Genomic DNA, 24,555 nt, shown 5'->3' on the forward strand with positions numbered 1-24,555 from the left:
TTCTACGCGGCCCACGCCGCGCGCTTCCTGCGTGAACGTTGCCGATTCGACGCGGGCGCATGCGAGACGAAGGTCACGGCGATCTATGTCGGCTGGCGCGGCGCGCGGGTCGACGAGCGCGGGCTACGCGACAGGTTTGGGGCTTGGCTCGGCGGCTTTTTCGGCGACCTGTCGGCGGCCGCGACGCTGTTCGACCGCAAGCCGGTGAGCGAGGCGGTCGCTCCGGCGGCAGTCTCGGCGCTGCGCACCGTCGAGGCGGCGCTGAGGCGGCCGGCTCCGGATGGATCTGACCGACACAATAAGCTCGTGGTGGCCGGCCATAGCCTCGGCGGCAACATGCTCGCCACCGGCTTGAGGGATGACCTTCTGAAGGCGGTACGGCGCCACCGCTTCGGCGAGGCGTTGCCACCGGTGCTCGGCGACCTCGTGGTTCTCATCACCCTGAGGCTGTCGCCAACGAGTGCCCCCTGAGTGCAGCGTTGGCCGATCTCGAGCTATGCAGGAATTCAGGTGACGGCGGTGGTCAGGCGGCGCGGTGATCTGGGCTCGCGACGACCTCGGTCCCGTCGCGGAAGATGACGCCGGCCACGACCTTCGGCAACTGGTTTTCGCCCTTCAGCCGGCGCCAGGTTTTCGACGCCGCCATCACCAGCTTGAACACCATCAGCTCGGCGGTCGTGGCCGAGAGCGCCCCCTTGGTCCGCACGGTCCGATGCCGCACCGTGGCGAACACGCTCTCGATCGGGTTCGAGCTGCGCAGGTGATCCCAGTGCTCGGCCGGTAGTCGTAGAACGTCAGCAGCGCCTCCCGATCCTTGGTCAAGCAGGCAGCGGCGCGGGGGACTTGGTCCTGTACTTCTCGACGAAGACGGCCAGCGCCACCTCGGCTGCCGCCCGGGTCGGCGCGCCGTGGATCTCGCGCAAGTCCGCCTTCATGGCCGGCTGGACGGACTTCGGCACCTTGTCGAGCACGTTGGCTGCCTTGTGGACCCAACACCGCTGGTGAGCGGTGCCGGGGAAGACCTCGTCCAGCGCCCGCCAGAAGCCGAGAGCGCCGTCGCCGACGGCGATCTCGGGCGCGATCGACAGCCCGGGCCGCTTCACGTCGACGAGCAGCTCCCGCCAGCTCTGGGCACTCTCGCGCACACCCGCCTGGAAGCCGACGAGCTCCTTCTTGCCCTCGGGCGTCGCCCCGATCAGCACGAGCATGCAGTCTGCCTGCTCGGCCATCCGCGCCTGCAGATAGACGCCGTCAGCCCAGATGTAGGCGTAGCGGCGCGCGGAGAGATCGCGGCCCTGCCAGCGGGCGTACTCATCCGCCCACGTCGCCGTCAGCCGGGCGATGACGGCCGGCGAGAGGTTCGGGGCGTCACGCCCCAAGAGGGCGGCCAGCGCGTCCTGGAAGTCGCCGGTCGAGACACCGCGTAGGTATAGAACCGGCAGCAGCGCATCCAGGCTGCGGGTGCGCCGCGCCCATTTCGGCAGGATGGTCGAGGTGAATCGAACCCGGTCCTCAGACCCGCTCGTACCGCGATCCCGGACACGGACGCGCGACCGGCACCGGGCCGATGCCGGTCTGGATCGCCCACTCCGGCCCGTGACCGTGCCGCACCAGCCGGGCCCGTCCATCCTGCAGTCGCAGGTCCTGCATCGCGCTCAGGAACGCGTCCGCCTCCATCTCGACAGCCTGGGCGAGCAGGCGGCGAGCGCCGCTACGCAGCACCTCGGTCAGGGGATCGTCGAGGTCTTCGGGATGACGAAGTCGGACGACGTTGGTAGGTGTCTCCATGGCGTATCGCTCTCGCTGAGAGGTTCTGGCAGGCTCGACACCCGCCTCGATACGCCGCCTTCAACTCACCGTCGTCACCCAATCTCCCGCATGGCTCAGTGCTCAGTTAGCGTGTTCTCAATATTTTGTCCGTAGAGTCCAGTGCGAGTTGCTGGATGAGATCCAAGCCAATGTCGATCAGCATCGGCGCATCTGGTGCTAATGGCACTTACACACAGCCATTCAAATCTGCAGGCCAGGTTCAATCCGCGCACACGCCCCAGGTTGCACCGCAAACGGCTAAATCGCAGGCCTTGATCGTGGCAGCACAGCAGGCGCTCACAAAAGCTAACAGCGTGGTCGACCAGGATAGGCGCAATCACAGCCCGAGCTGTGTCGCTTGCGATCAAAAGCTGGTCGACAATGCTCAGATGCAGCTCTCTCAGGCTAGGGCAACCGCAAGCAATGAGTCGCCGCAAACGCTGCCCTCACCGGGTAGCATAGTTAATTTCGTGGCTTGAACGATCTGCTATCGTAGCGCAAACAGCACAATCGCTTCGGACCGGGAAGCATCAGGCCTGCTCCAGAAAGTCGAGGAACAGCAGGCCAACCGATGCGATAATGTCGCCGCGGCAGATGCGGCTCACGCACCATCCGGATGACCAGTTCCAGCGTGTATGGCAAGCGGGGCGGGTGCTGAGCATTGCCTCGCGCCGCACGCTGACCTCATGACCCTGTGACAGCATCAGAACGCCGGCCGGCAGCCAAAGCTCGGAACCGTGCAGCCCATCGCCGACGCTTTCAGCCGCCAGATCGTTGCACTTCTGATAGGCCAAACATTGGTCGGTCATACGCCGCTCGGCCGCGATCGGGACCTTCGGTGGTCTGTCCGGCACATCTAACTCCCACGCCCATCCCACAATCCGCCGGTAGGTCGAGGCGCCAACGTGGTCGAGCGGCGCTACCAGCCGCGCACCCCGCGACCAACGGGCTTCACACACCCGCCGCGTCTTGAGAGGCGGCTTCGAGCCACACGATTGTCGCTGGCCGGTTGGTGCGGCGGAGCCTCATGTTTTCTCACCCTATTGTTACGGGGCGACGCCAAACTGAAATCATACTGTAACGCGGCGCAGACGACATGGGCAGCCCGCACAGCGACCTCAGGCCTGCGGCGACTGAGTCAAGGATCTGCGATTTGGCAGAGTTTCGGTTCGGATCCTATGCGCCGCTTTTTCCGCCGGACCTAAGCTCCGTAAAGGCACGGCGGTCTGCCGCGTAAACCCGAGGCATATGAGGAGGCGCCAAGCCTGCCGACCGCCTCAGCACAAATTGCCACCTAGTGATTAGCCTGCCGAGGCTCGGTGACATCGACATCAAACATGGAGAACACATGAGTGTCGCTAACAAAGCTGAAATGCACGGTTTTGCAGTGGTGCGCGATAGCGCACCATTCCGGGGCAAGCAGGGCCACATCTATCGACCGGCAATTTCGGCCGAAACGGTTGAAGCCAAGGCGCTTCACATGCAGCTCCTGGAAATTCCTCCCGGGGAGCGCGCTCACGCGCACAAGCACGAGGAGCATGAAACCGCGATCTACATTCTGTCGGGCGTGTCGGGATGCTTCTGGGGCGAGCATCTGGAGCATCACGCAATCGCGGGAGCCGGCGAGTTCGTCTACATCGCCGCCAATGTCCCGCACCTGCCATACAATCGCAGCCGGACAGACCCGGTAATGGCGGTGATCGCCAGGACGGATCCGAACGAGCAGGAAAGCGTGGTCCTGCTACCGGAGCTCGAGACCAGTGTCGACTGGTCCAAGGCCGAAGAGTAGTCGTCCAGTATAGCCCAATCCACTCGCTGGCGAGCCGCGATAGGCTGAGGGCTGGAGGGCGCGAGCCAGGATACCGTCAGCGTAGCGCTCGACGGCCCCGTCAGCCGCAGTTCCGAATCGGACTCATGCTGTAGGAAGCGTCTTGGTGCGTGCAACGGATCGACGAAGCGGGATGCAGCGGCCCGTAGGTGCTTCTGCGTCGAGCGCAGCTTCTGCACCGGCCTTTCCCTTGCCAGACTTGGCTGCTCCGATGTCGGCGGCCGATTTGGCGCCACGCGACCAAGCACTCCCGCCGCGCCTGGAACCCGGGGAGGAGGCCATCTAATGACGTCTTCTCAGCGAGAGGAGATTGCCATAGGGCCTATAGCCTTGGCTAGAAAGCCCGCATAGGCAGTTCAAAGCTTGGACTGTGTCAACGCGGCCAACGCTGGTTGAGAAGAACACACCCCCATTGGGCTCGACTGTAAGGGAGCAGCGAGATGGACGAGGCTCGCGGCTCCGGAATGTTTGAGCTTCAGACCGACGGATCCCTTCCGAGCGGAATAGGCTTCCAAGGCGACGAGGGAATTCCTCTTGTCGTCCATTCAGGTCACGATTTCAGGATAGATTTTATTTGCGAACAACGAGTTGTCGATCATTCAGAGCACTGCAATCCCGGCTTATCAATAAAAATATCCAATAAGCATATTTTCCAAACAGCATCGTCGCGTCGAAAATTGAATTGATATGCTCCGGACTCAAGTATTTGTGATTTAAATGCCCTATAATCCGTACGGTCAGTATGAACAACTATGAACTGTGCTCTCACAGTGATGATTCCGTCGTGGAATGCTACAAATCGGTCGGTCGTCATATGCCGGGTACGGTGATTGTCTGACATTGGATCACGAAGAGCCGCCGATGCTTCCGCGAAGGCCTGCCCTCCGATAACTGGTCCATGCAAAACTTTTTCAAATTTGTTATTACTAGCGAGTACACGGATTGCGGCATCGTCCGTGAAAAGGCGGATCTGAGCCGAATGGTTGCGAGTGTCGACATTATTTAAATAAGAATAAATAAGATTTGATACTTCGTCAAAAGCAGAGATCATCGTTATGTTCCTTATATCGGATTTGACATTTATGCATTAGATAATAAATGTCAACCGAATTTATGTTACAAATGTAACACGATATGGAGTAACCTTGTGCTATATAATCTTTTATATAGTAAATGTCTTAGCAAATGCTTAGCTTAAAATATTTTTGCTAGACTGATTTAAATTGAGCCGGTACATCTGCGAACTTACCCCCCAGGCGTCGAGTCCTCTTCTTCAAGGCTCCTGCTCAGAAGCGGGGAGGTAGTCGTAATAGGACCAAACGACCGATTCTCGGTGTAACCGCTCCGCGCAATCATGCGAATGAGGACTGGGCGCTGGATACCCGCAGTCTTCAAAATAGTAGCTCATGATCACACGCCGAAACCTAAACCGCACACTCGTAGCTGCCGCAACGGCGGCCTTGCTGCCCCGATCGGTGGCCGCTCAAGATTTGCCGCGGGCCCGTAATGTCGTGCTTGTTCATGGGCTCTTCGCCGACGGGTCGTGCTGGTCTGAGGTAATCCCACACCTGCAGGCGGCTGGGCTCAACGTCACTTCCGTTCAGAACCCTCTGACCAGCCTAGGCGAGGCGGTTGCCGCCGCCCGGAGCGTGCTGAGCCGCCAGGAGGGGCCGACCGTGCTGGTGGGGCACTCGTTCTCAGGGATGATCGTAAGCGAGATCGGAACGGACCCGAAGGTATCGGCGCTCGTCTACGTCGCGGCTCGGGCTCCAGATGCCGGAGAGGACTACCCCGCCCTGGCCAAGACCTACCGGACACCGCCCGCCACGGCGGGGATCGTGTTCGACGGGGACGAGGGGCGCCTGACCGAGGAAGCGTTCCTTAAGGACTTCGCGAACGGTGTACCAGCGCAGAAGGCGAAGGTGCTGTTCGCTGTCCAGGAACCGTTCTACAAGGCCTTGCTGACGGGCAAGACGACTCAGGCTGCTTGGCGGTCAAAGCCGAGCTTCTACGCCGTGTCGACCGATGACCGGACGATCGACCCAGATCTGGAGCGATTCATGGCCAAGCGGATGAAGGCGAAGACAATCGAATTGCCATCAGGCCACTTGTCTATGATTTCGCACACGCAGGCGGTCGCGAACCTGATCCTGGAGGCCGCTGGTCAGCGGAATGGCCATCGCGGCTAACTCCGGCTGCATGTTGGTGGGGCTCGGCAGGAATGTCAGCCGCTTCGTCCGCATCTAGGTTGTTCACCACGAGCCGACTCTGAGGCTGGTGGCCCGACACGCCTTGACCGGTCCAGCCGAATTGGGACCGATCTGGTCGGGAACCAAGATCTCGAAGTCATCATCCTCCGACCTTTTGACTACGCTACTGAAGCGGTTGCGCTGCCCCAAAGCGAGATCGATCCCGAGAGGGCCTACGACCCTTCGGTCCCCACGACGATCAAACCGCAAGGTTCAAACGAACGCGCTCAGTGGCCGTCCGTGATCAGGAGAGGTCGGATGGCCCAGGTCTCCGACATGAGGGTGGCCCATGCGCCACCCTCGGGATCCACAGCCTCAGCGACGACAAGGCTCAACGGCGGGAAGAGGCTGCAGTGCTGCCCGGCCGGGTGGCGACGGATCAAGGGGGCGATCTCGGTCCTGCGCTCGACCGCACCCGTGAGGCATCGAAGCGTGAGTTCGCCGCAGTGACAGAAACCGGTAACGAGGGCGATGTCTGCCTTATTCAAACTCACGATCCCGGCGTGTCGTCTACACTCCACGATCGCGAACGCCTATCCGCGGGTTCCGGCCGCGAACCCTACAGCCGTCTTTTGGAAGGGGACAAAGCCAGGTAATTCCTCGACGCGTCGAAGCCAAATATTCACATTCCGGTAAGTAGCAAGGTCGACGTTTCCTTCGGGGGCAGACGAGATGTAACTGTAGAGCGCTGCATCGGCCACGGTCGGAGACGCTGCCGCAATCCACCGCCGCTCCACCAACTCCTCATCAATAACTTTCAGGATCGCGTGGGACCGCTCGATGACTTCCTCGGCATCGAATTTGTAGCCGAATACCGTGATGAGCCGAGCGGCGCATGGTCCGAAGTAAATTTGTCCTGTCGCCACTGACAGCCAGCGTTGAACCGCCGCCGCTGCCTCCGGCTCCTCAGGGTACCACTCCCTCTTGCCGAACTTTCGCGCGGCGTAGACCATGATCGCGATCGAGTCTGCGACGATTGTGCCCTCGTCATCCAGCACTGGCACTTGCCCAAGGCGGTTCATCTTTAGAAATTCCGGGCTCTTGTGAGCTCTCGCGGCGAGATCAACCAAGACGAGCTCATGTGGGATCTTTGCCAGCGAGAGGAAGAGCCGCGCCCGATGCGAGTGACCGGAGAGTGGATGATGATAAAGCTTCATGTCCGTCTCTACTCCCTGAAACCATCTTGATCGAAGGCCGAGCAGGGATCTCTGCGACTTTTGCGCAGTTTAGAAAAGTGTCGCTCGTGACAATGCACTCTTCCGTAAAACGGAAGAGTGGTGCCCGTGATGGTGGCTTGGGGTTAACAACCTGTGCAGGCCAGGCACATGTTAGTGGCGATCGCCAATGCTCTCAGCTCGGCCCGTGTCGATCAGAGGCTAGGGATGTCTGCGCTGTTCAAGAGCAGGGCTTAGCGGACCACGAGCGAGCGCTGTGTGTCCGCCCGCGCATGAGGACAACACACGACGTGAAGTTGACAGAGACCTCGCCGACTACCTTCCCGACAGCCGCCGCAAATTTGTCCGACATCGGAAGCCAACGCCGTGGCAAGGTGCGCCCGCTATTTCGATGGGCACGCTTGTGGAGATTGTCTAAGAGAGCCTACGCAATGAAAATTTATAATCTATAAAAACTGCTCCTCAGCGTCTCGTTCACAAAGTCGCGAATGATCGGGCGTCCTAGCCAAGACATTGAGGTTGTGGGCTGTATCAGCTGGCTGCGAACGAGCCGGTAGCGTTCAATAATCTGAAAACCAGCTCACAAATGAGGCACCAGGGTCAATCTAGACGCATAGCATCACGACGATCGGTCGGAGTAAGAACTGCTCGCCGAAACTGAATGCGTGAGTGTCACTATGAATTCTCTGTCAAGACGCAATCTTTTATCCGTTGGTGCCGCTGCCGGCGGTGCGATGGCCATAACAAGCGCCGCAGCACAAGGCGGAGGTGTTTTCGGCAACCCGGATCGACCAGCGGAAGGCCGGATTAATGCTTCTCCTGAAGCTTTCAGTGAGCCTGGCCCGAAAAATCCTTCTCTTGCCTCGCAGTTTCCATCTTTCCAAGATCCTCCCGCAACAGACGTAGCTGGAATGGATCTTTTTTGGGCCTCTTTCAACAATGCTCATAAACGTGTGCAATCCGGCGGATGGGCCCGGGAGGTGACACAGGGCGACTTCGCTATCTCTGAAGCTGTTTCCGGCGTAAATATGCGCCTTAGTGTCGGCGGCGTTCGCGAATTGCACTGGCATCAACAGGCAGAATGGGCTGTAATGGTCGACGGCAACTGCCGTATTACCGTTTTGGATGCAAAGGGTCGGCCAGCAGTCCGCGACGTCAAGCAGGGTGATCTGTGGTATTTTCCGCCCGGTCTTCCCCATTCACTACAAGGCCTCGGGCCATCTGGCGCGGAATTCGTTCTGGTTTTCGACAATGGGCGGGCATCCGAGTTTAATACACTCTTATTGACCGAATGGATGGCACACACGCCCCCCGAGGTGCTTGCGGAAAATTTCGATCTGCCAATCGATGCATTCAAGAAAATTCCGATAGACGATCTTTGGATTTACCAGGGGCCGACGCCGGCTGCTTTATCTGATGCACAAGAGGCCGTACGCACCCCGCTCGGAGAACCTGATGCCGAATTTACTTTCTCGATGACGGACATGAAGCCCAACAAGATTACCAAAGGAGGTCAAGTTAAGATTATCGATAGTAATAATTTTCCTATATCAAAAAACATCGCGGCTGCCCTCGTCACCGTGAAGCCCGGTGGAATGCGGGAGCTGCACTGGCACCCAAACGCCGACGAGTGGCAATACTATATTTCAGGTCAGGCAAAAATGACGGTGTTCAACACCGGTCCTCGAGCGCAGACCGCTGACTTTAACCCAGGGGATGTTGGCGTAGTAAAGAAAAGTCTCGGCCACTATGTTAAAAACGTTGGTTCTAACGATTTGGTATTTTTAGAAATATTCAAAGATAGTCAATACCAAGAGGTTTCACTTGCGCAATGGTTATCCTGCACGCCTCTTGATCTTATTGCTTCTCACTTAAACCTGGATCCTAAATTGCTTTCAAAATTCAAGTCTCCCCGTGTCGTGGTGCCATCATGAGCTTCCATTGAGAGCGCGGCGCAAGCCGACTCAAAAACTGCAGTTCCGGCAGTAAGATCGTTGAACATCGAGCGAAGCGTGTAATCGAGAGATCTTATTCTGTCTGCTTTTCTCAAATAAAATAGGAAGGCGGATTGGGTGGATGGCTCCCGCGTCGAAGGGCTGCAACTTGGTGCCAAGATGTGGTTGCTGTCGAATATGCGGAGCCATTCACATTTGATGTTGCTTGCGCAATGTGTGTCCGGCTCTCGCTATTCCAACGGACCGAACTGCCCAAAACGGTCGGTTGATTGAGTGCCGTCACGGAAAGTGAAGGGTTTCGTGGGTCATTCCGCGGATGCGGTGTGCGGGGGGGCAGCCTGCCCGACAACACGGACGAAGTCACCGGGGGTTAGGAACTCCTGCGGGTTGTCGATGAGCCGTTCGGCAGTTGAAATACCCGAGCGCACTTCGACCTCGTTGCCGAGATTGCGGCCGAGCGTTACCGGCTTTAGCACGATCCGGTTATTGTCCTGGACCTGCGCGACGAGGGTGCCGTTGTGTGATCCGCCCCCTTTGAAGTGGTCCGCCCTTTGGTATGGTTTTTGAGCCAGTTGGAGTTGACCCGGTTTGTGGTCCACGGCCTATGCAAGTTCTCGGGCTGTGACAGCTTGGTTGGCGAAGGCTCGGGGCGTCAAGCCGCTCAGGGCCGTATGGGGCCGATCTTCGTTGTAGTGGCATCTCCAGTCCTCGATGCGCTCGCGGGCATCGGCCAGCGACAGGAACCACGAGGCGTTCAGACATTCCGCCCGTAGGCGGCCGTTGAACGACTCGATGTAGGCGTTGTCGGTCGGTTTGCCCGGTCGTGAGAAGTCGATCTCGACCCCGTTCAGGTACGCCCACTGGTCGAGCATGCGCCCGGCGAACTCCGGTCCATTGTCGACCCGTAGGCTCTTTGGACGACCGCGGAGCTTCACCAGTGCGTCCAGGGCCTCGGCCACCTAGAAGGCGCGGAAGTTGACTCTCGGTGTGAGCGAGAGCGCCTCTCGCGTATGGCAATCGACGACCGTCAGGATCCGAAACGGACGCCCGTCGAACAGGCGGTCGGACATGAAGTCCATGGCCCAGACCTCGTTCGGTCCACCGATGGCCGGCCGCCCTTGCCGGTAGCGCCAAGCCCGTTTGCGTTTGGGCAGCTTGGGCCGGATCGACAGTCCCTCGTCGCGATAGATCCGGTAGGTGCGCTTGTGGTTCACCTCCCAGCCCTCCCGTCGCAGTAGGATGTGCAGCCGTCGGTAGCCGTAGCGCACCCGCGCGGCAGCGAGCTCCTTCAGCCGCATGCGCAGAGCTACCTGCGGATCGGCGCGCTTGCGGTAGCGCTGAGACGAGCGGCCGAAGCCGGTGGCCTGACAGGCCCGACGCTCGCTGATGCCGTAGGCCACCTGCAGGTGACCGGCGACTTCACGGCGAGCGGCGGGCCTCACCACTTTCGCTTGAGCACGTCCTGCAGCATGGAGCGGTCCAGCGTCAGGTCGGCGACCAGCCGTTTGAGCTTGCTGTTCTCATCCTCCAACTGCTTCAGCCGCCGGATCTCCGGCACGCCCATGCCGACGAACTGCTTCTTCCAGCGGTAAAATGTCGGCTCGGACACACCCATCTTCCGGCAGACCTCGTCCGCCGTCGCGCCGTTCTCCGCCTGCCGCAGGGCAAAGGCGATCTGCTCGTTCGTGAAGCGTTTGCGAGGCATGGCATCCACCCTCCTTCAGGGTTCAGGATGCCCGAAAAACTTGCGCTCGACGCGGACCAGTTTGCTGGGTCAGGGTCATACGGATTGTGAATCCTGCCACTATGATCATGAAACATTTAAAGTGGACAAAATACCAAAAATGATAAATTCCGTACTGAAGCCTCAAACCCCAACATCGATCAAATATGCAGCTATGATCAAAAGCAATAATGCCATTATATTATGTGACGTCTTATGGTCTGCGCAATGTCCCTCGGACGCCATGGACGGCGCAAGATGTCAACAATAGGGATCGACGAAAGGATCTCGGGCCGAATTTGTTCTGACGCCGAGATTGAAAGCACAATAGGGATATTGACCATTCTCGTTGCATGGCGGGCGAAATCAAGGCTCAAGGACATGGACCGGTAATTTTCAAGAATTAGCAAATTGAAGCGCCCGGGGTCATCTCGTAGAGCTTTTAGCGCGATATCTAAATTTGAATACCCTACGGGCTCTAAACCTAATGAAGCTAAGATTTCCTCATCTTCTAGCATGGCGTTGCGATCATTCCCGACGACCATGACTGTGCCAGCTGCTGTCGAAAGACGAGTATCGAATTGCGACCGTATCGGTAACCACACTTCGAAAGTGCTGCCGGCGCCCAACATACTACATACGTGAAAGGCTCCACGCTGCTCGTCGACAAACTCGTAAGCTGTTGCAAGCCCAAGACCCGTACCCATAGAGCGGGTGGTAAAGAATGGTTCAAAAACTCTCCGCAATGTTGCGTCATCCATGCCGCGGCCGATATCTGACACACTAATCCGGGCATACTCGCCAGGTCGGAGGCTGCCATGAGAGAGATCCTGCGGGTCGCCGAGCTTAATGCGATCGAGGCGAACTTCGATGGGCTGACCCGGATCAGAAGCCTGAAGGGCGTTTCGGACCAGGTTATGAATAACCTGCTGCAGTTGCGCTGGCTCGCCGCCGACGTTGGCGCCCTCTGTTAATCCGATCAGGCGGAGAGCCCCTGCCTCTGGACATGACGAGCGTATCTGGTCGAAGGTTTCGGCTACGATTGCGTCAACTGCGCTTCTGCGGTCTGCCCCACTGCCTCGCCGTCCGTAATCGAGGATCTGTCCCGCTATCTCACGTGCCCTCCCGCCAGCTTGAACTAACATCTCGATTTGATTTGCAGCACGTGTCGGGCGGCCCGGCAGAGCTTCAATGGCAATTTCAGCGTGCCCCAACATTACGTTCAGTACGTTGTTGAAGTTATGCGCTACGCCGCTAGCGAAGGTACCGATAGCTTCTAACCGTTGAGCCCGCCGAAGGGCTTCCTCTATCTCGGCGCGCTCGGCACAAGCCTGCTGGCGCTCCAAGGCGGCCGCGAAGCTGTCAGCCACGACCTGCAGCAAACCACGCGAATGTAGAAGCCAAGCGGGAGCGAGGCTTGTTGTTCTCTCAAAGCACAATATTCCAACTAGTTGCCCGTTTCTTTTGAGGCGCGCGCACGTGAAGGTAGTCACCCCACGATTTTTTAAAGCCTCGATAAACAATGGAGGGCCGTTACTGCTCGCTGTGATGATGAATAGTTGTTCTTCGGACTCCTTATCAATGTCTTGTATCAACAGCTTGCACTTATGTGGCCAATCGTCTAGATCGCCGTCACCGGATCGGCTCCAATAAAAAGTTGTTTCGGACTCATCGAGCATGAGTACGTAACCATTATCTGTTCGTGCCGCCTCTCCGACAATGGCAAGAACCTCAGTTATGCTTGCCGAAATTTCATCAGGCTGACTTGCAAGGAAGCGATTCGCGGCATGAGCTACAGCAGCCTGGAAGGCGATGGTGCGTTGTAAGACCATGGCGCTCGCGTGCATCAGGAGGCCGATGCGAAGCATCAGGACTAGCAAGGTCATTGCTGCCGCATAGAGAGCCAATCGAAAGAGGTTCGAGCGAGTCTCTCTCTGATCGCGCAGTACGCGATGAGCCTCTGAGAGGGCTTGACGGGCTGCCGCGCTAGAGGAGGTCGTCAGGGATAAAGTAAGCTTGTCAAGCTGCGGCAGCTCATTTAGAAGCTGGCGGCCATGAAGGACAACAGCGTCGATTTTATCTTGGATGTCCGCCTTATATGTAGCGGTCGCTAGCATATCAAGACGAGACCGAACGTTGTTCAAATGGTCGATGCTCGTATCGTGGTCAAGTTCTCCCACCTGTATTTGAAGTACCGCGATTGTGTGCATAAAAGCGGGATTTATATCGGATTGTGATAGTGCATCACTGAGCGATTGGACGTTTATCAAGGAGGCTCGAACAAGAGCATTGCATGTCTTGAAGCGTTCGACCATCTGTATTTCTTGGTCTACAGCATCAGACAGTTCATGTATTTCTTTGGGAGCTGTCGCGCTCGCCATGCGCAATTCGAGCAACTGCGCCTGCATCTTCTCAATGTGAACTTTAATTGGGTCGTAGTTGCGTAGGAGGCCGGTCCGCGCCCTAAGCACGTCGTGCTGCATCCGCGATTCAGCGAGAGCGAGACCGTCAATCATGCGTTGGGTATGCGCATAGACTGCGTCCATCTCCGGTTGCCCGTTGATCATTAGCCAAGTCAACAATGACGCCAGCAAAGCACTGACGACGACGGCTTGTAATGTCAATCTCATGGCGCCATCGGGTGTATCTATCATCTCACTGTGCGTGAAAGGGACTCGAATACGCTTCTTTCGATTGGCACGATCTGTCTAGGGCTGCCAATTTTTTATCTCGTCTACCGATGCAATCCGAAATCTGCGAGGAAGATGTTGAGGGTCGCAGCGGTGTCATGGATGCAGGACCATAAAAACTGCCATCTCGCTGAAGCCGGTTTTGCGGCTGGGCGGGTCGGCAATGCTGCGATTGGACGAGTGCCGCACTCAGTTCATCTAAACGTTTGGTCGCACTTCGGCGTTTTCCGCGGCGGTAGCATTGGTTAGAAAAGGGCGTCGTGTGCACTCGCGGAAGGCCGCATTCGTTCAACGCCACTTTAGAATGCCTTTCACCCGCGATTACACGCGAAGTCATCGGAATGCATTTCGGTCCTTCCTGCACCGCCATATCGTCAAAATGTGTCATTGGGATAGTCCCAGATGGTGCTCTATCGTTCAAATGTGGTGCTGCAGCAGGATGACTCGTATTTGGTACGAAAAATTATGCTTCCACGTCGAGGCGAAGTTGGTTTTCTAACGATGTATTGGGACAATCTTGACGAGAAATATACGAGCAAATCGACTCGATCGACCGGAAATGGAACCTGATTGACTTGGCGGATCAGCGGAGGCGCAGAGGGGCGGACATGCGGCGAGGATGTAAGTCCGGCCCCGGATAGGTCGTGCTTTAGATGCGCCAAATCGCGGTGCAGACAGCACGGGCAATAGCTTTGCGCTCTCATGCAAGGAGGCGAAGATCTCGGAGCAGAGTGCTCCACGCTGTTGCAAGGAGTACGTCGGTTTGCAGGCCGATCAGGCTCGGAAGATGAAGGATCTCCAGCGCGAGAAGGCTCTGCTGTGCCGGCTTGTGGACGATCTGTCCGTAGAGAGTCGGGTGTTGGCCGACGTGGTGGCGGCAAACTTGTCGCCTTCGAGCGATGCCGGCGGGCGGTTGCTGGCATCCGGAGCGTGGACGGCCTCTCGTAATGCCACGCTTTTCGGGTTGTCGGCCAGCACCTTGGCGCTTAAGGCTATGTGTCCTCCGTGTTGGCGGGTGAGATTGCGTTGATCTAATCCATTATCGTCTTGGCATCCGAGTACGGGTGCTATAGTCGCCACCGTATCACCGCACTGCTGCTGGCAGTTGGCGGTTGGGAAATAATCGGGTTCAGCGCATCTGGCGTCGCGAGGGGCTCACCGTCCCACGAAAGCATCGACCGCGCAGCCCGCTTTGACTGAATGACGGCTCCTGCGTGCGGGTACGCCCGCTCCGTCGCAACTACGTTTGGCACTTCGTCTTGGTGCAGGCTGAAACTCACGATGGGCGCTCTCCGCGCATCCTGACGCTGATCGACGAGCACAGCTGGGCATGCCTTGCATCGAAGGTGGCGCAGCGCGCCAACAGTTTGGGTGTCATCGAGGCCTTGGCCGAAGGGACCTGCCTGTACGGCATCCCAGAGCAATTCCATTGTTACAGGGGTCCGTAGATGATCTCGAAGGCGCTGCTCAAGCAAGGAGGTTTACGGCCGTCGTCGTTGCTGGCGCGAGTGCCGGTCCTGCTTCAAGCGCGCTCATTGTGCAGATTGCCGATAGCAGCCATCGGCGTTCGGTTACTGGCTCGCCAGAGCGAGCATCGCTGTGCAGCAAGCACAACTTCCTCCGAAGTCCCGCCACTTGCCGATGACGTGAACGAGGGTGTGAGTAACGACTCGTTGGAACGCGGCGAACAGGGTGGACGATGACCCGTCCCGAGGGGGCTTGCCATGTCCACCCGTTTGCAGCTCTCCACGTCGCCCAGTCCGGCGCGGGCGCGTCCCTTGGTGGTCGACCTGTTCACGTCCCAGAGCTGCTCGCCTTGCCGGCCCGCTCAAGCGCTCCTAGGCGAGTTTGCGACCCGTCCTGACCTCTTGCCGCGCGGATTCGATCTCGGTTGCGCGAGCCGACAGCAGGCCGCTTACGCCAGCCGGCTCGAGGACGGCAGCTTCACGCCGCAGTTTGTTATCGAGGGGCGGCGCAGTGTCGTAAGATCGCGCCGTGCCGCTGTCGCTGCGACCTTGGTTCAGGCGAAGGTGAAAGCGCGCTCGGCGACGGAACTCAGCGTTCTTCGGCGCGACGATCGTATAGCGGTTTCCCTGGGTTCCCGCCGAGGCATGACCCGCCTTCTGGTCATCGGCTTCTATCCTGCCCACCCCGCCCTAGTGAGACCCGGCGAGAACGCCGGTCGCGCCATCGAGCAGGCCGACGTCAAGCGGTTCCGTTGCGACCTCGGCACCTGGGAAGGCTGGCCCATCGGTCTCGATGCGCCTTCGGCCGCGGAGGAGGGCCAGGCGATGATCTGGCCACAAGCCGGCAGCTGGATCGACGGTGCCGCTCGTCTGTCACCGAGCGCATGAGCCACATGGAGGACGGACCAACGATGCCCGCCCCCGGCCATCACCGCCTGATCGACGAACTCGTCGCCAAGGTGGATCCGGTAAGGCCGTTCACCGCTCCCTTTTCGCGTGTCCTAGGATGGATGCTGTACGTCGGCCTCCCGGCGACCTCGCTGCTTATGGTCGGCGACACGTCCGATCTCTGCGCGCGCTATTCGGCTGAACCAATCCTCCTCCTTTCCATGCTCGGTTCCGCCGCGACGGCGATCACTGCCGCCCTCGCAGCAGCGATGACCAGCCTGCCGGATCGTGGCCGCGAATGGGCGCTGCTCCCGCTACCTGGGCTCACGTGCTGGATCGTTGCCAGCCTCGTCCAGGCCATGCCTGAAGGGCCGGTCGAGGCTCACACGGCCGTTGCCCGGGCCTACGCGTGCTTCGGTTTCATCCTCGGCTTCGGTCTCCCGTTCGCGGCGCTTCTCATTGGGCTGCTACGGAGAGGCTATCCGCTCTGGCCGGAGCGGACCGCAGCCTTGGCGGGCCTCGCGGCGGCGTCGGCGGCCGCGTCGATCCTCGGTCTCTTTCATCCCTTCGCGATGACGGCAGAGGACTGTCTCTTTCACGCATCGGCGGTGGCGCTTTTGTCTGGCGCCTGTGCCGTCCTCGTCCCAGCACGGATGTCCTGACACGAACGTGACGCGGTAACCTTTGCGCCATCGGGGCGAAACCCGCATCTACGATGGCTCCGTCACGCCATCGGACCGAGTCGGTCGCATGAACGAAACAACCCTCCCTGTCCACGACAAGGCATCGCTCTTCGCCCTTGTCGCAGGTCGGCCTAACCCCAGTGGCGAAGGGTGCGGCGTACGAGACCGTGATCCCGATTTGTAAGGCGGACCGTTGAGCCAGCGCAGGTCGAGGGCCAGTATGCCGCGTTCGGCCGAGTTCGGCCACATGCCCGGTAAACCGATGCAGACAGAGCGAAGCGGGCCGCGCGCCGTGGGGGCACGAGCGATGAGCCCTTCCAGCGAGGTCGCGTTGGCTGCGGCCATGCGAGCGGCTCAAGAGGGCGACGCGAACGCCTACCGGACACTGCTGCGCGATTGTGTCCCGGCCGTCGCCGCCATGGCGCGTGCGCAAGGCGTCCGCGGGGCGGCCGTCGACGATGTGGTGCAGGAGGCTTTGCTCACAGTCCATCGGGCGCGGGCGACCTACGATCCGGCTAGGCCTTTCTTGCCTTGGCTGCGCGCCATCACCCAGCGTCGCGCCATCGACGCCATACGCCGCGGCGCTCGACGCCCGCAGGAGGTCTACGATCCGTACGCCTTCGAGTCCCAGCCCGACGCGCGTCCCGGCCCGGGCGATGGCCTGGAGTCGCACTACCGCGACCGACAACTTGCGGCGGCTGTGGCGAGGTTACCGGACGGACAGCGCCAAGCGGTGGAGCATCTCGCATTTCGGGAGTTGTCCCTGGACGAGGCTTCAGCGGTAACGGGGCGGAGCAAGGGAGCTTTGAAGGTCAATCTTCATCGCGCCTTGAAGTCTCTCCGTTCCGCACTTGTACCCGGTAGTGGGAACGGAGATGACTGAGTACAATCCCCACGACCGCCTCATCGACGAACTGGCCTCGGAGCTTGCGCCGGTCCGCCGCCTGCCGCCGCCCGGCGTTCGCGCCTTGGCCTGGTGCATGGCGGCCGTCGCGCTTGGCTTCGTCCTGTATGTCTTCCGCGGTGCCGAGGGCCTTTGGGATCGGCTCGGCGTCGCAGACCTGCGGTACGCCGCCTTGGGCGCGGTCCTGACCGCGTTCGCGGCATCTGTGGCGGCTTTCCACACCAGCGTGCCGGATCGCTCTGCCGCCTGGGCGGTGCTGCCGATCCCCCCGCTCATGCTTTGGCTTGGTGCCAGCGGTCTGGGGTGTCTGCGCGATTGGCTCGCTCCAGCTTCCGACATACCTGGCACGGAGACCATGCGCGGCTGCTTCGTCTTCCTGATGAGCGTCTCGCTGCCGCTCTCCGCGCTCCTGGTCGTGATGCTGCGCCGTGCCTATCCTCTGCGCCCGAACCTGACCGCCGCGCTTGGCGGCCTCGCCGCCGCCGCCGCGGCCGCCGCGCTTTTGGTCCCTTTCCACCCGCACGATGCCACAGCGACCGACCTGCTCGTGCACCTCGTCGCGATCGGTGTGGTAATCGGCTTCAACAGTCTCGCCGGCGGACGTTTGCTCGACCGTGGACGCACCGTCATGCTGGAGGCGGAACGCGGATGCGGGAGGGACCCCGGCGCATCGCCCGCGGAGCCCCGCTCGGGTGGGGATGGCAAACGTAAATCGCGGTGGAAAGTGCTCCGCATCCGCGGATCCGTGGAGCGGTGATCGGACCAGTCAGGACCCGAACGACGCCGTGTCCGGGAATGTTGTCCGAAAGGCTCCGGTACTTCTCGCCCGTCGCGGATCCAGCGTCGAGACATCTCGATCCTCCGCTCGCACTCTCCGGCCGCCTCCGATCACCCGACGTCGACGTCGGGGCCTGTGCCTCCCGATGCCGTTTATTCGGGCCGCCAGCGTTCTGAACGTCGGTGATCCACCTCCGGAGGAGATTGGCGAGCAATCCAGAATCGGCCCGCGGCTCGATGTCGATCCCGGGCCGCCGCTTTCGGCGGAGGTATCACGCGACGCCAGGAACAACGTCGCCGCAACCGGTCCCACAAACGGTGGGTTCTTGGTCACCATTGGGCAGCGGCGCCCAGACGATGCAGTCTATCGCGCGAGGACTGGCCCGACCGAAGTCGAGGGAGCAGCGAAGGGTCGGTGCGCGGCCCACCGGCGAAGCGCCGGTTGCTCTTCGACCTCTGGCGAGGGCGTCACGTCCCAAGCCGTCGCGGAGGAAGGGGGCGCGTCGGACCGATCGGTCCTTCCGTATCGCGGCATGCTCCGCCCTACCCGGACCCTTTATGGCGACGCGGGAGCGATCGTCCGCCGTTTGCGCGGGGGGACTAGTGACCCGCATCCGCCTCGGTCGGGCTGAGGATGTTCGATTGATACGATCGCAGGCATTCCACCACCGCCGAATATGCTGGCGCGTCGACCATCCGGAGATGCCGCCGCCAGGATTGCTCCCCGTCGACAAACGAAATCATGCTTTTCAAACCTGTCGTCTTCTAAACTGGCCTTCATGAGATCATCTTCCGTCTGGAAGGCCTGCCTCGTCGCCGCTACACTCGCGGGCCTTTTCAGCGCTACTGGCGAGCCGGAGGCCGTCCTGGAATCCAGGGGCAGGCACTGGCGCGCCGCCTACCGCGTGCCCAGCGAAATCCCGTTCCCCGCCGAAAATCCATACTCGGCCGCAAAGGCGGAGCTCGGTCGGAGGCCGTTCTTCGACCCAATCCTTTCGGGCGATCGCACGCGTGCCTGCGTATCTTGCCACCTGCCGGACCTCGCCTGGGGCGACGGGCGGGCGCGTGCCGCCTCGCGCGACCAGACGGATATGGACCTACGCAGCCCGACACTCTTGAACATGGCTTGGCAGGACGGCCCGCTCGGCTGGGTCGGAAAGTTCCGCGACCTGGAATCTGTGACCGCCATTCCTCTCACGGCACCGGGCAACATGAACCTGACCATGGCGGAGGCGGTCGCGCGGGTGTCCGGGGATGCTGGCTATCGCGCCGCCTTCGCGGCTGCGTTCCCGGATCCGGAGGTCACGCCCGGGAAGCTTGAGGCGGCAATCGCGACCTTCGAGCGTTTGATCGTCGCCGTCACCAGTCCTTTCGACCGGTGGATCGCCGGCGACGACGAAGCGATCGGCGCAGCTGCGCGGCGCGGCTTCGATCTGTTCAACGGCCGCGCGGGTTGCGCGGCGTGCCACTCCGGTTGGTCTTTCACCGATGGCTCGTTCCACGACATCGGCGTCGGTTCGGGTGCGGACATCGGCCGCGGACGGTATGTCAAGTCATCAACGGCACTCCGTTATGCCTTCAAGACGCCCACGCTGCGGGACGTGGCTCGAAGAGCGCCCTACATGCACGACGGTTCAGTAGGCACGCTGGACAGGGTCATCGACCTCTACGATCGCGGCGGCATAGATCGTCCCAGTCGCTCGCGCCAAATTAGGCCGCTCCATCTGACATCGAGAGAAAAAACGGATCTGCTCGCGTTCCTCAATGCATTGACGTCCACCTCCCAGCGGGACTTGATGTGGGCCGACTTCGCCGACGCTCCTCCTACGCTCCGGTGAAGCCCCGCCCTGCTTCCCGGCAGCCGCCGCAGATCCTTTCTCAGGATGGCCGCAAGGTACCGGCGACGGTCCGAGCCGCGCTGAGCGCCCATGCCCGATCGGAACCGGCGACGGCGTCCGCCTCTGTTTGGGGCGGGGCAGCTACGCCACCTCACACCATTCCGCCCCGACCGGCGCGTTCCCCGAACGGTGAGTCCCATCCGTCGGGTCCGTGCCCGACTGGGCCGGCGGGACCGGAAGGCGGCGCCCGACGGCCGGCCGCACAGCCGTGACTTGGGACCGCATGGCGTTCGGGCCGCGGCTGAAAAGGCGGCCGGCGCCGGCGTATATTACGCGGCCGGGGGGTAATTCGAGGGGAACAGCGCGCGCTTCGTCTCCTCGTCGTTCACGGTCTTGAACGCATGATTCCTCCCGGCGGCGCGGGCCCGCGGGACCGCAGGACGTCCGTCGACGGTGGTGAACAGACGCTTGAGGTTGGGGTAGGCCGCGAGCGGATCATCTTCACCCTTCAGCACGCGCGAGGCGCGATCGAGCCATCCCCACGCGGAGATGTCCGCGATCGTGTAATCGTCGCCGACGATCCATTCGCGGCCGGCCAAGTGGTCGTCGAGAACCTGGTAGTGCCTTTCGGCCTCCCGCCGATAGCGGTTGCGTGCGTAGTCCAAGCCCTCGGGAGCCGCGAATTGGAAATGGACAGACTGGCCGGAAAACGGCCCGAGGCCCGATGCGACGAACATGAGCCAGGAGAGCAGCTCGGGTCGGTCGTCCGGAGATCCGAGAAACCGCCCCGTTCGCTCCGCCAAGTATAAGAGTATTGCCGTCGAGTCGAAGACCCGAATTTCCCGGCCGCCCGGCCCATCGGTGTCCACGATCGCCGGTACCTTGCCGTTGGGATTGACGGCACGGAAGGCCGGCGCGTGCTGCTCGCCTCTGCTCGTATCGATGGGAACGATCTCGTAGGGTAGGGCGAGTTCCTCCAGCAGAAGCGCGACCTTCGCCGGGTTCGGCGTTGGATGGTAATATAGGCGTATCATCCGGATCTCCTCCCTTGATGATGCATCACCGCATGGGAAGACGGTCCCGCGCCAGCGATTCATCGTCGAAAAATCGACGCGTGCAAGCTGCGTCGCGGTCATCGCATCCGTCCTGACGGTCAGAGGCACCCCGACGGCTCCGAACGGCGTTCGGCGGAGGGCCGCGTGTCTCGCAGAGCGGGATGCCCAATGAGCCCGAGGGTTGGGCCTGCCAACGTAGTTTTAGATCGGTCGTTCTAGAATGCAACGGTGCTGGCGGTGATAGTATGAAGATGCGGCGGCTCGGATGGCAAAATGGCGAGGCGTAGGGAATTCGACGAGGCGGCCGTGCTCGATGCGGCGATCAAATGCTTCTGGGCACGCGGTTACGAGGCCACCTCGATCCGCGACCTGGTCGAGAGCACCGGGATGACCGTCTCGAGCCTCTACAATGCGTTCGGCGACAAGCGGGGACTCTACGAGAAGGCCCTCGACCGTTACGTCGACGAGAGCATCCTCGGGCGCATCCGGCGTTGCGACAGACTACCGCCGCGCGAAGCGATCGGCGCATTCTTCGACGAGATCCTAGACCGTTCGATCCGCGACCGGGAGCGGAAGGGTTGCATGCTGGTGAATGCCGCCCTCGAAGTCGCCCCGCACGATCCTCATTTCGAACGGATCGTCGCCGGCGTGCTATCGCGCATGGAGGGATTTTTCCTCAACTGCGTCATGGCGGGCCAGGCAGATGGCACGATCGCGCGACCTGTTCCGGCGGAGGAGCTCGCCCGGCATCTGCTCGGTGTTCTCGTCGGCGTGCGGGCCCTCGCGCGCGCGCGACCCGAGCGCAGCCTGCTCGAAGACGTGATTGCGCCCGCCCTCGCGCTGCTCGACGGCGCAAGCTCATCGAAACGCTAAGTGGCCGGCCCTGGGGCGGGCGCGGGCGGTTGAATGGCTAGGCCTCGCTCCGGCGACGTTGTGGGAATCGGCCTCCTACGGCGAGGACGTCGTCGCCGGCCGCCACGGGCTTCGGTCCATTGCCGCGGGATGCCGCGCGCCTCGACAGGCAGTAGCCTCCTGCGCACCCGCTAAGCCTCTGAGAGAAGAACGTTTTTCGAATGGAAGGAGAGGGCTCGCTGACCCGGCATTCTAGACGGCTTTCGGGGCTCATACGACTTCGTCGCCTTCTGGGTGGCCGAGCACCCGAGGGTCGACCTGTTCGAGGGCGTCCCTCTGCATGCCCAGCGGCACCGCGGTGTGAAGAACTCCGCCCCGGTGAGCGGGGAAATGAATGCGCCTCGTCTCCTATTTGGGAATCAACGCGATCGCCGCCAAGCCTACGACTACAAGCACTGCGCACAACAGCAGGGCGCTCAGGACCGCGAAGGCATGATCCTCGTAGTTCATCGGCTTCCTCGCTTGATACGCGAATTATGAGGCGAGGGCACAAATTTAAGCGGTTCAAACTACAAGGCAGTGTCTGATTCGTTGCAGTTGAAATCTTTCGCGGTTGACGTCCTTGTCACGACCGCCGCCGTTGGGTCGACGCCACCGCCTCTTCGCGGATCCAGCGCTTCGAGGAGCTGCATGAATGTGCGCGCCTCAACGTTCCGCTATCCGCGGAATTAATCGACGGGAGGCATGCAGCGCGTCCGCGAAGAATTTACGATGGTTCGATGCAGTCATGCCAAGACGGAGATCGAGATCGCCGTCGCGCCGAAGAAAAGGGCGACAGCGAGCCACAGCAGGATTTTAGATGCAAGGTCGACCATGAGCTGACGTTGAGTCAGCTGTCTTTCACGAATATATCGAAATGGTTTCAGCCGTAACATTGGCTGGCCGGGATCCGGCACTCCGTCATATTCCGCGTGATCGGTTCCGAGCCGGCGCGCGAGGTGGCGGCATAATCCATAACCCGATCACGCCCGTCGCGGCGCTCGAACTGACTGCCTCTACTGCGTCTGAGATGGTTCGCCTCCAGCAAGAGATCCTAAATTTAGATTAACCCTTCAGATCAGACTATCGTTCTGAGAGATCTTCCTTGATCTCCGACGAACCTTTTTCTGGTCTGGCGCGGCCAGAAATGATTCTGAGATCCCTATCGTGGCGCGCGATAATAACAATAAGTACAATAAAATAAATCACGAGAAAAAAGAAATCCAGACACAAAGATATTTTAGCGAAAAAACAATTGAATTGCTAAATATTCCTGCAAAGAACAAGCAGCTCACCAACCAATGTAGATTTATGAAGTTCTCGAACATCATCGATTGTATTTCTTATTTGAGCGCACGACAATGGCGATATCTGAGGCATAACTAAGGCAATCGTTTGTTTCGTCATTGTGTCACCTTGCGAAGGTGAGGTGGTCTCATGGCCGAGTCGATCACCATCTCGTATGCGACGATCGAGGCTGCCGCTGCGGCAGTCGCCAATGCCCAGGGCGGCCGGCGTCGCGCGCCGCCGATCGGCAACATCCTCTTGACGCTGACGCCACTGCGTCCCGCCCCGTACGACGAGGTCATGGAGGATGCCGAGGCTGCGCTGACCGCTGCCCTCGCCGCTCAGAACAACAGCCTGCGCAAGGCCAACCACATCGAGGACCAGCGCTGGCTTCCCGACGAGTTGGGGTGGGCCGAGCGCCACGCGATAAGGTTCGCTGATGCTTCGCCTGCCTCCTGATCGCTTTTCACGACGTGATCCGCCGGCCACCAGGCGTGACGCCGGAAAGCGGGGCCGAGTTCTGCGGCCCGTGGATGGCGGATGAGGCGGAGACGCGGCGGGCAGCCCGGGTTCCCGCGGAGACCATCAGCACCGCCTGGCCAACCGGCTGTATCAAGCCGGGATGCCGCTCGCGCCGCCGTTTGCGCCCCGGCTCGACGTTCGCGGAGAACCCTTCCGAAGCCGCCCTGAGTCAAACGTCCGAACATCGTGTAACCGAGATGATGTGGAGGCGAAAGGCATCGTGCGCGCCTGCGCTACGCACTTCGCGACCCGCACACCGGGTCGCACCAGGAGGTCGGGAGGAGGGCCGCCCCGGCTAGTACGTACCCGCGAACCAGACTGCATCCGGGTCGCGTCTCTTCGCGATCGCTAACAACCAACGCCGGGGCCGGCCTGGGTTCGACCGCGCCTGCGGACCGACGGCGCCTTACGAACGACGGTGGAGCATGGGCGACGTGGCAAACGCTACGCAGGCAACGGTTGGAAAGGTTGGGGCACGGGCCGGTCTTCGTGATCAGGGGCTTCACTCATGGCCGGTGCGGGTGATGCACTGGACGAACGCGCTGGCGATGGTGGTTCTGATCGGCTCCGGCTGGGGCATCTACGACGATTCCGTCATCATCCACGGCGTGTACTTCCCCAAGGCGATCCGGCTCGGCTCCTGGGCCGCCGAGAGCCTGCTCTGGCATTTCGCCGCCATGTGGCTGCTGGTTGCCAACAGCGGCGCCTATCTCGTCTACGGCCTCGCGACCGGACGCCTGCGCGAGCGCCTCCTGCCGATCCGTCCACGCGACATCGTGCAGACGGTCCGCGACACGCTGCGGCTCAAGCTCGCC

At 60.7% G+C, this 24,555-nt stretch carries 18 protein-coding genes and 4 pseudogenes; 14 read left to right on the top strand and 8 right to left on the bottom strand.

Features of this window, described 5'->3' with window-relative positions; translation table 11 throughout:
* Positions 1-471: pseudogene (locus C4T42_RS29745) on the top strand (hypothetical protein); the annotation flags it as partial.
* 52 nt (positions 472-523) lie between these two features.
* Here C4T42_RS29745 and C4T42_RS29750 read toward each other — a convergent pair.
* Positions 524-1,788 (bottom strand): annotated as a pseudogene (locus C4T42_RS29750) (IS256 family transposase).
* A gap of 170 nt (positions 1,789-1,958) precedes the next feature.
* Here C4T42_RS29750 and C4T42_RS31715 point away from each other — a divergent pair.
* Positions 1,959-2,288: a hypothetical protein gene (locus tag C4T42_RS31715; protein ID WP_146074080.1), complete on the top strand. Its 330-nt coding sequence runs from the start codon at positions 1,959-1,961 to the stop codon at positions 2,286-2,288.
* Positions 2,289-2,339: 51 nt separating this feature from the next.
* Here the strand turns inward: C4T42_RS31715 and C4T42_RS29755 are convergent, their stop codons facing one another.
* Positions 2,340-2,618 (bottom strand): hypothetical protein, encoded by a 279-nt coding sequence (locus C4T42_RS29755; RefSeq protein WP_020096486.1) that lies wholly within the window; start codon positions 2,616-2,618, stop codon positions 2,340-2,342.
* Positions 2,619-3,157: 539 nt separating this feature from the next.
* On the opposite strand from C4T42_RS29755, the gene C4T42_RS29760 reads away from it, so the two are divergent.
* Positions 3,158-3,598, top strand: a complete 441-nt coding sequence (locus tag C4T42_RS29760) for a cupin domain-containing protein (RefSeq protein ID WP_051123812.1) — start codon at positions 3,158-3,160, stop codon at positions 3,596-3,598.
* Between the two features lie 634 nt (positions 3,599-4,232).
* Here the strand turns inward: C4T42_RS29760 and C4T42_RS29770 are convergent.
* Positions 4,233-4,688, bottom strand: coding sequence for a nuclear transport factor 2 family protein (locus C4T42_RS29770; RefSeq protein ID WP_103986424.1), 456 nt, complete (start codon positions 4,686-4,688; stop codon positions 4,233-4,235).
* Positions 4,689-5,043: 355 nt separating this feature from the next.
* On the opposite strand from C4T42_RS29770, the gene C4T42_RS29775 reads away from it, so the two are divergent.
* Positions 5,044-5,826 carry an alpha/beta hydrolase gene (locus C4T42_RS29775; RefSeq protein WP_026605474.1) on the top strand — a complete coding sequence of 261 codons (783 nt, stop codon included), beginning with the start codon at positions 5,044-5,046 and terminating at the stop codon, positions 5,824-5,826.
* A 593-nt stretch (positions 5,827-6,419) separates the two neighbouring features.
* Here the strand turns inward: C4T42_RS29775 and C4T42_RS29785 are convergent.
* Positions 6,420-7,043 carry a glutathione S-transferase gene (locus C4T42_RS29785; protein WP_026605473.1) on the bottom strand — a complete coding sequence of 208 codons (624 nt, stop codon included), beginning with the start codon at positions 7,041-7,043 and terminating at the stop codon, positions 6,420-6,422.
* Between the two features lie 695 nt (positions 7,044-7,738).
* On the opposite strand from C4T42_RS29785, the gene C4T42_RS29790 reads away from it, so the two are divergent.
* Positions 7,739-8,995, top strand: coding sequence for a cupin domain-containing protein (locus C4T42_RS29790; RefSeq protein ID WP_103986426.1), 1,257 nt, complete (start codon positions 7,739-7,741; stop codon positions 8,993-8,995).
* Between the two features lie 326 nt (positions 8,996-9,321).
* On the opposite strand, the gene C4T42_RS31720 is transcribed toward C4T42_RS29790, so the two are convergent.
* From C4T42_RS31720 to C4T42_RS29800, 3 genes and pseudogenes are all read right to left on the bottom strand, one after another.
* Positions 9,322-9,615: a hypothetical protein gene (locus C4T42_RS31720; RefSeq protein WP_146074081.1), complete on the bottom strand. Its 294-nt coding sequence runs from the start codon at positions 9,613-9,615 to the stop codon at positions 9,322-9,324.
* 3 nt (positions 9,616-9,618) lie between these two features.
* Positions 9,619-10,721: pseudogene (locus C4T42_RS29795) on the bottom strand (IS3 family transposase).
* 215 nt (positions 10,722-10,936) lie between these two features.
* A complete protein-coding gene (locus C4T42_RS29800) occupies positions 10,937-13,393 on the bottom strand; it encodes a two-component system VirA-like sensor kinase (RefSeq protein WP_244603318.1) in 2,457 nt (818 codons plus the stop codon).
* A 689-nt stretch (positions 13,394-14,082) separates the two neighbouring features.
* On the opposite strand from C4T42_RS29800, the pseudogene C4T42_RS32620 reads away from it, so the two are divergent.
* The 6 genes and pseudogenes from C4T42_RS32620 to C4T42_RS29825 all read left to right on the top strand — a co-directional run.
* A pseudogene (locus C4T42_RS32620) lies at positions 14,083-14,874 on the top strand (IS3 family transposase); the annotation flags it as partial.
* A 279-nt stretch (positions 14,875-15,153) separates the two neighbouring features.
* Positions 15,154-15,783: a DUF1223 domain-containing protein gene (locus C4T42_RS29805; protein WP_103986428.1), complete on the top strand. Its 630-nt coding sequence runs from the start codon at positions 15,154-15,156 to the stop codon at positions 15,781-15,783.
* Between the two features lie 23 nt (positions 15,784-15,806).
* Positions 15,807-16,445 carry an NrsF family protein gene (locus tag C4T42_RS29810; RefSeq protein WP_181049246.1) on the top strand — a complete coding sequence of 213 codons (639 nt, stop codon included), beginning with the start codon at positions 15,807-15,809 and terminating at the stop codon, positions 16,443-16,445.
* Positions 16,446-16,773: 328 nt separating this feature from the next.
* On the top strand, positions 16,774-17,349 hold the full coding sequence (locus C4T42_RS29815; RefSeq protein WP_103986430.1) for an RNA polymerase sigma factor: 576 nt from the start codon (positions 16,774-16,776) through the stop codon (positions 17,347-17,349).
* Positions 17,342-18,127 carry an NrsF family protein gene (locus C4T42_RS29820; RefSeq protein WP_020096414.1) on the top strand — a complete coding sequence of 262 codons (786 nt, stop codon included), beginning with the start codon at positions 17,342-17,344 and terminating at the stop codon, positions 18,125-18,127. The genes C4T42_RS29815 and C4T42_RS29820 overlap by 8 nt, the downstream gene beginning before the upstream one ends.
* A gap of 799 nt (positions 18,128-18,926) precedes the next feature.
* Positions 18,927-19,985, top strand: a complete 1,059-nt coding sequence (locus tag C4T42_RS29825) for a cytochrome c peroxidase (protein WP_103986431.1) — start codon at positions 18,927-18,929, stop codon at positions 19,983-19,985.
* 329 nt (positions 19,986-20,314) lie between these two features.
* Here C4T42_RS29825 and C4T42_RS29830 read toward each other — a convergent pair whose 3' ends face one another.
* Positions 20,315-21,019, bottom strand: a complete 705-nt coding sequence (locus C4T42_RS29830; protein WP_026605461.1) for a glutathione S-transferase N-terminal domain-containing protein — start codon at positions 21,017-21,019, stop codon at positions 20,315-20,317.
* Between the two features lie 327 nt (positions 21,020-21,346).
* Between C4T42_RS29830 and C4T42_RS29835 the strand changes: the two genes are divergently transcribed.
* From C4T42_RS29835 to C4T42_RS29845, 3 genes are all read left to right on the top strand, one after another.
* Positions 21,347-21,913 carry a TetR/AcrR family transcriptional regulator gene (locus C4T42_RS29835; protein ID WP_348529882.1) on the top strand — a complete coding sequence of 189 codons (567 nt, stop codon included), beginning with the start codon at positions 21,347-21,349 and terminating at the stop codon, positions 21,911-21,913.
* Positions 21,914-23,368: 1,455 nt separating this feature from the next.
* A complete protein-coding gene (locus C4T42_RS32175) occupies positions 23,369-23,677 on the top strand; it encodes a hypothetical protein (RefSeq protein WP_181049247.1) in 309 nt (102 codons plus the stop codon).
* Between the two features lie 578 nt (positions 23,678-24,255).
* Positions 24,256-24,555: cytochrome b/b6 domain-containing protein (locus C4T42_RS29845; protein WP_280177410.1), on the top strand; the 300-nt coding region annotated here is incomplete at its 3' end.

Source organism: Methylobacterium sp. 190mf, from assembly GCF_900107945.1.
Lineage (GTDB): Bacteria > Pseudomonadota > Alphaproteobacteria > Rhizobiales > Beijerinckiaceae > Methylobacterium.

Coding starts and splice junctions, on each gene's coding strand:
- C4T42_RS29755 (WP_020096486.1), bottom strand. CDS start 2,618: ATGACCGACCAATGTTTGGCCTATCAGAAGTGCAACGATCTGGCGGCT.
- C4T42_RS29800 (WP_244603318.1), bottom strand. CDS start 13,393: ATGATAGATACACCCGATGGCGCCATGAGATTGACATTACAAGCCGTC.
- C4T42_RS29775 (WP_026605474.1), top strand. CDS start 5,044: ATGATCACACGCCGAAACCTAAACCGCACACTCGTAGCTGCCGCAACG.
- C4T42_RS29830 (WP_026605461.1), bottom strand. CDS start 21,019: ATGATACGCCTATATTACCATCCAACGCCGAACCCGGCGAAGGTCGCG.
- C4T42_RS29770 (WP_103986424.1), bottom strand. CDS start 4,688: ATGATCTCTGCTTTTGACGAAGTATCAAATCTTATTTATTCTTATTTA.
- C4T42_RS29790 (WP_103986426.1), top strand. CDS start 7,739: ATGAATTCTCTGTCAAGACGCAATCTTTTATCCGTTGGTGCCGCTGCC.
- C4T42_RS31715 (WP_146074080.1), top strand. CDS start 1,959: ATGTCGATCAGCATCGGCGCATCTGGTGCTAATGGCACTTACACACAG.
- C4T42_RS32175 (WP_181049247.1), top strand. CDS start 23,369: ATGGCCGAGTCGATCACCATCTCGTATGCGACGATCGAGGCTGCCGCT.
- C4T42_RS29760 (WP_051123812.1), top strand. CDS start 3,158: ATGAGTGTCGCTAACAAAGCTGAAATGCACGGTTTTGCAGTGGTGCGC.
- C4T42_RS29810 (WP_181049246.1), top strand. CDS start 15,807: ATGCCCGCCCCCGGCCATCACCGCCTGATCGACGAACTCGTCGCCAAG.
- C4T42_RS29820 (WP_020096414.1), top strand. CDS start 17,342: ATGACTGAGTACAATCCCCACGACCGCCTCATCGACGAACTGGCCTCG.
- C4T42_RS29805 (WP_103986428.1), top strand. CDS start 15,154: ATGTCCACCCGTTTGCAGCTCTCCACGTCGCCCAGTCCGGCGCGGGCG.
- C4T42_RS29785 (WP_026605473.1), bottom strand. CDS start 7,043: ATGAAGCTTTATCATCATCCACTCTCCGGTCACTCGCATCGGGCGCGG.
- C4T42_RS29825 (WP_103986431.1), top strand. CDS start 18,927: ATGAGATCATCTTCCGTCTGGAAGGCCTGCCTCGTCGCCGCTACACTC.
- C4T42_RS29815 (WP_103986430.1), top strand. CDS start 16,774: ATGAGCCCTTCCAGCGAGGTCGCGTTGGCTGCGGCCATGCGAGCGGCT.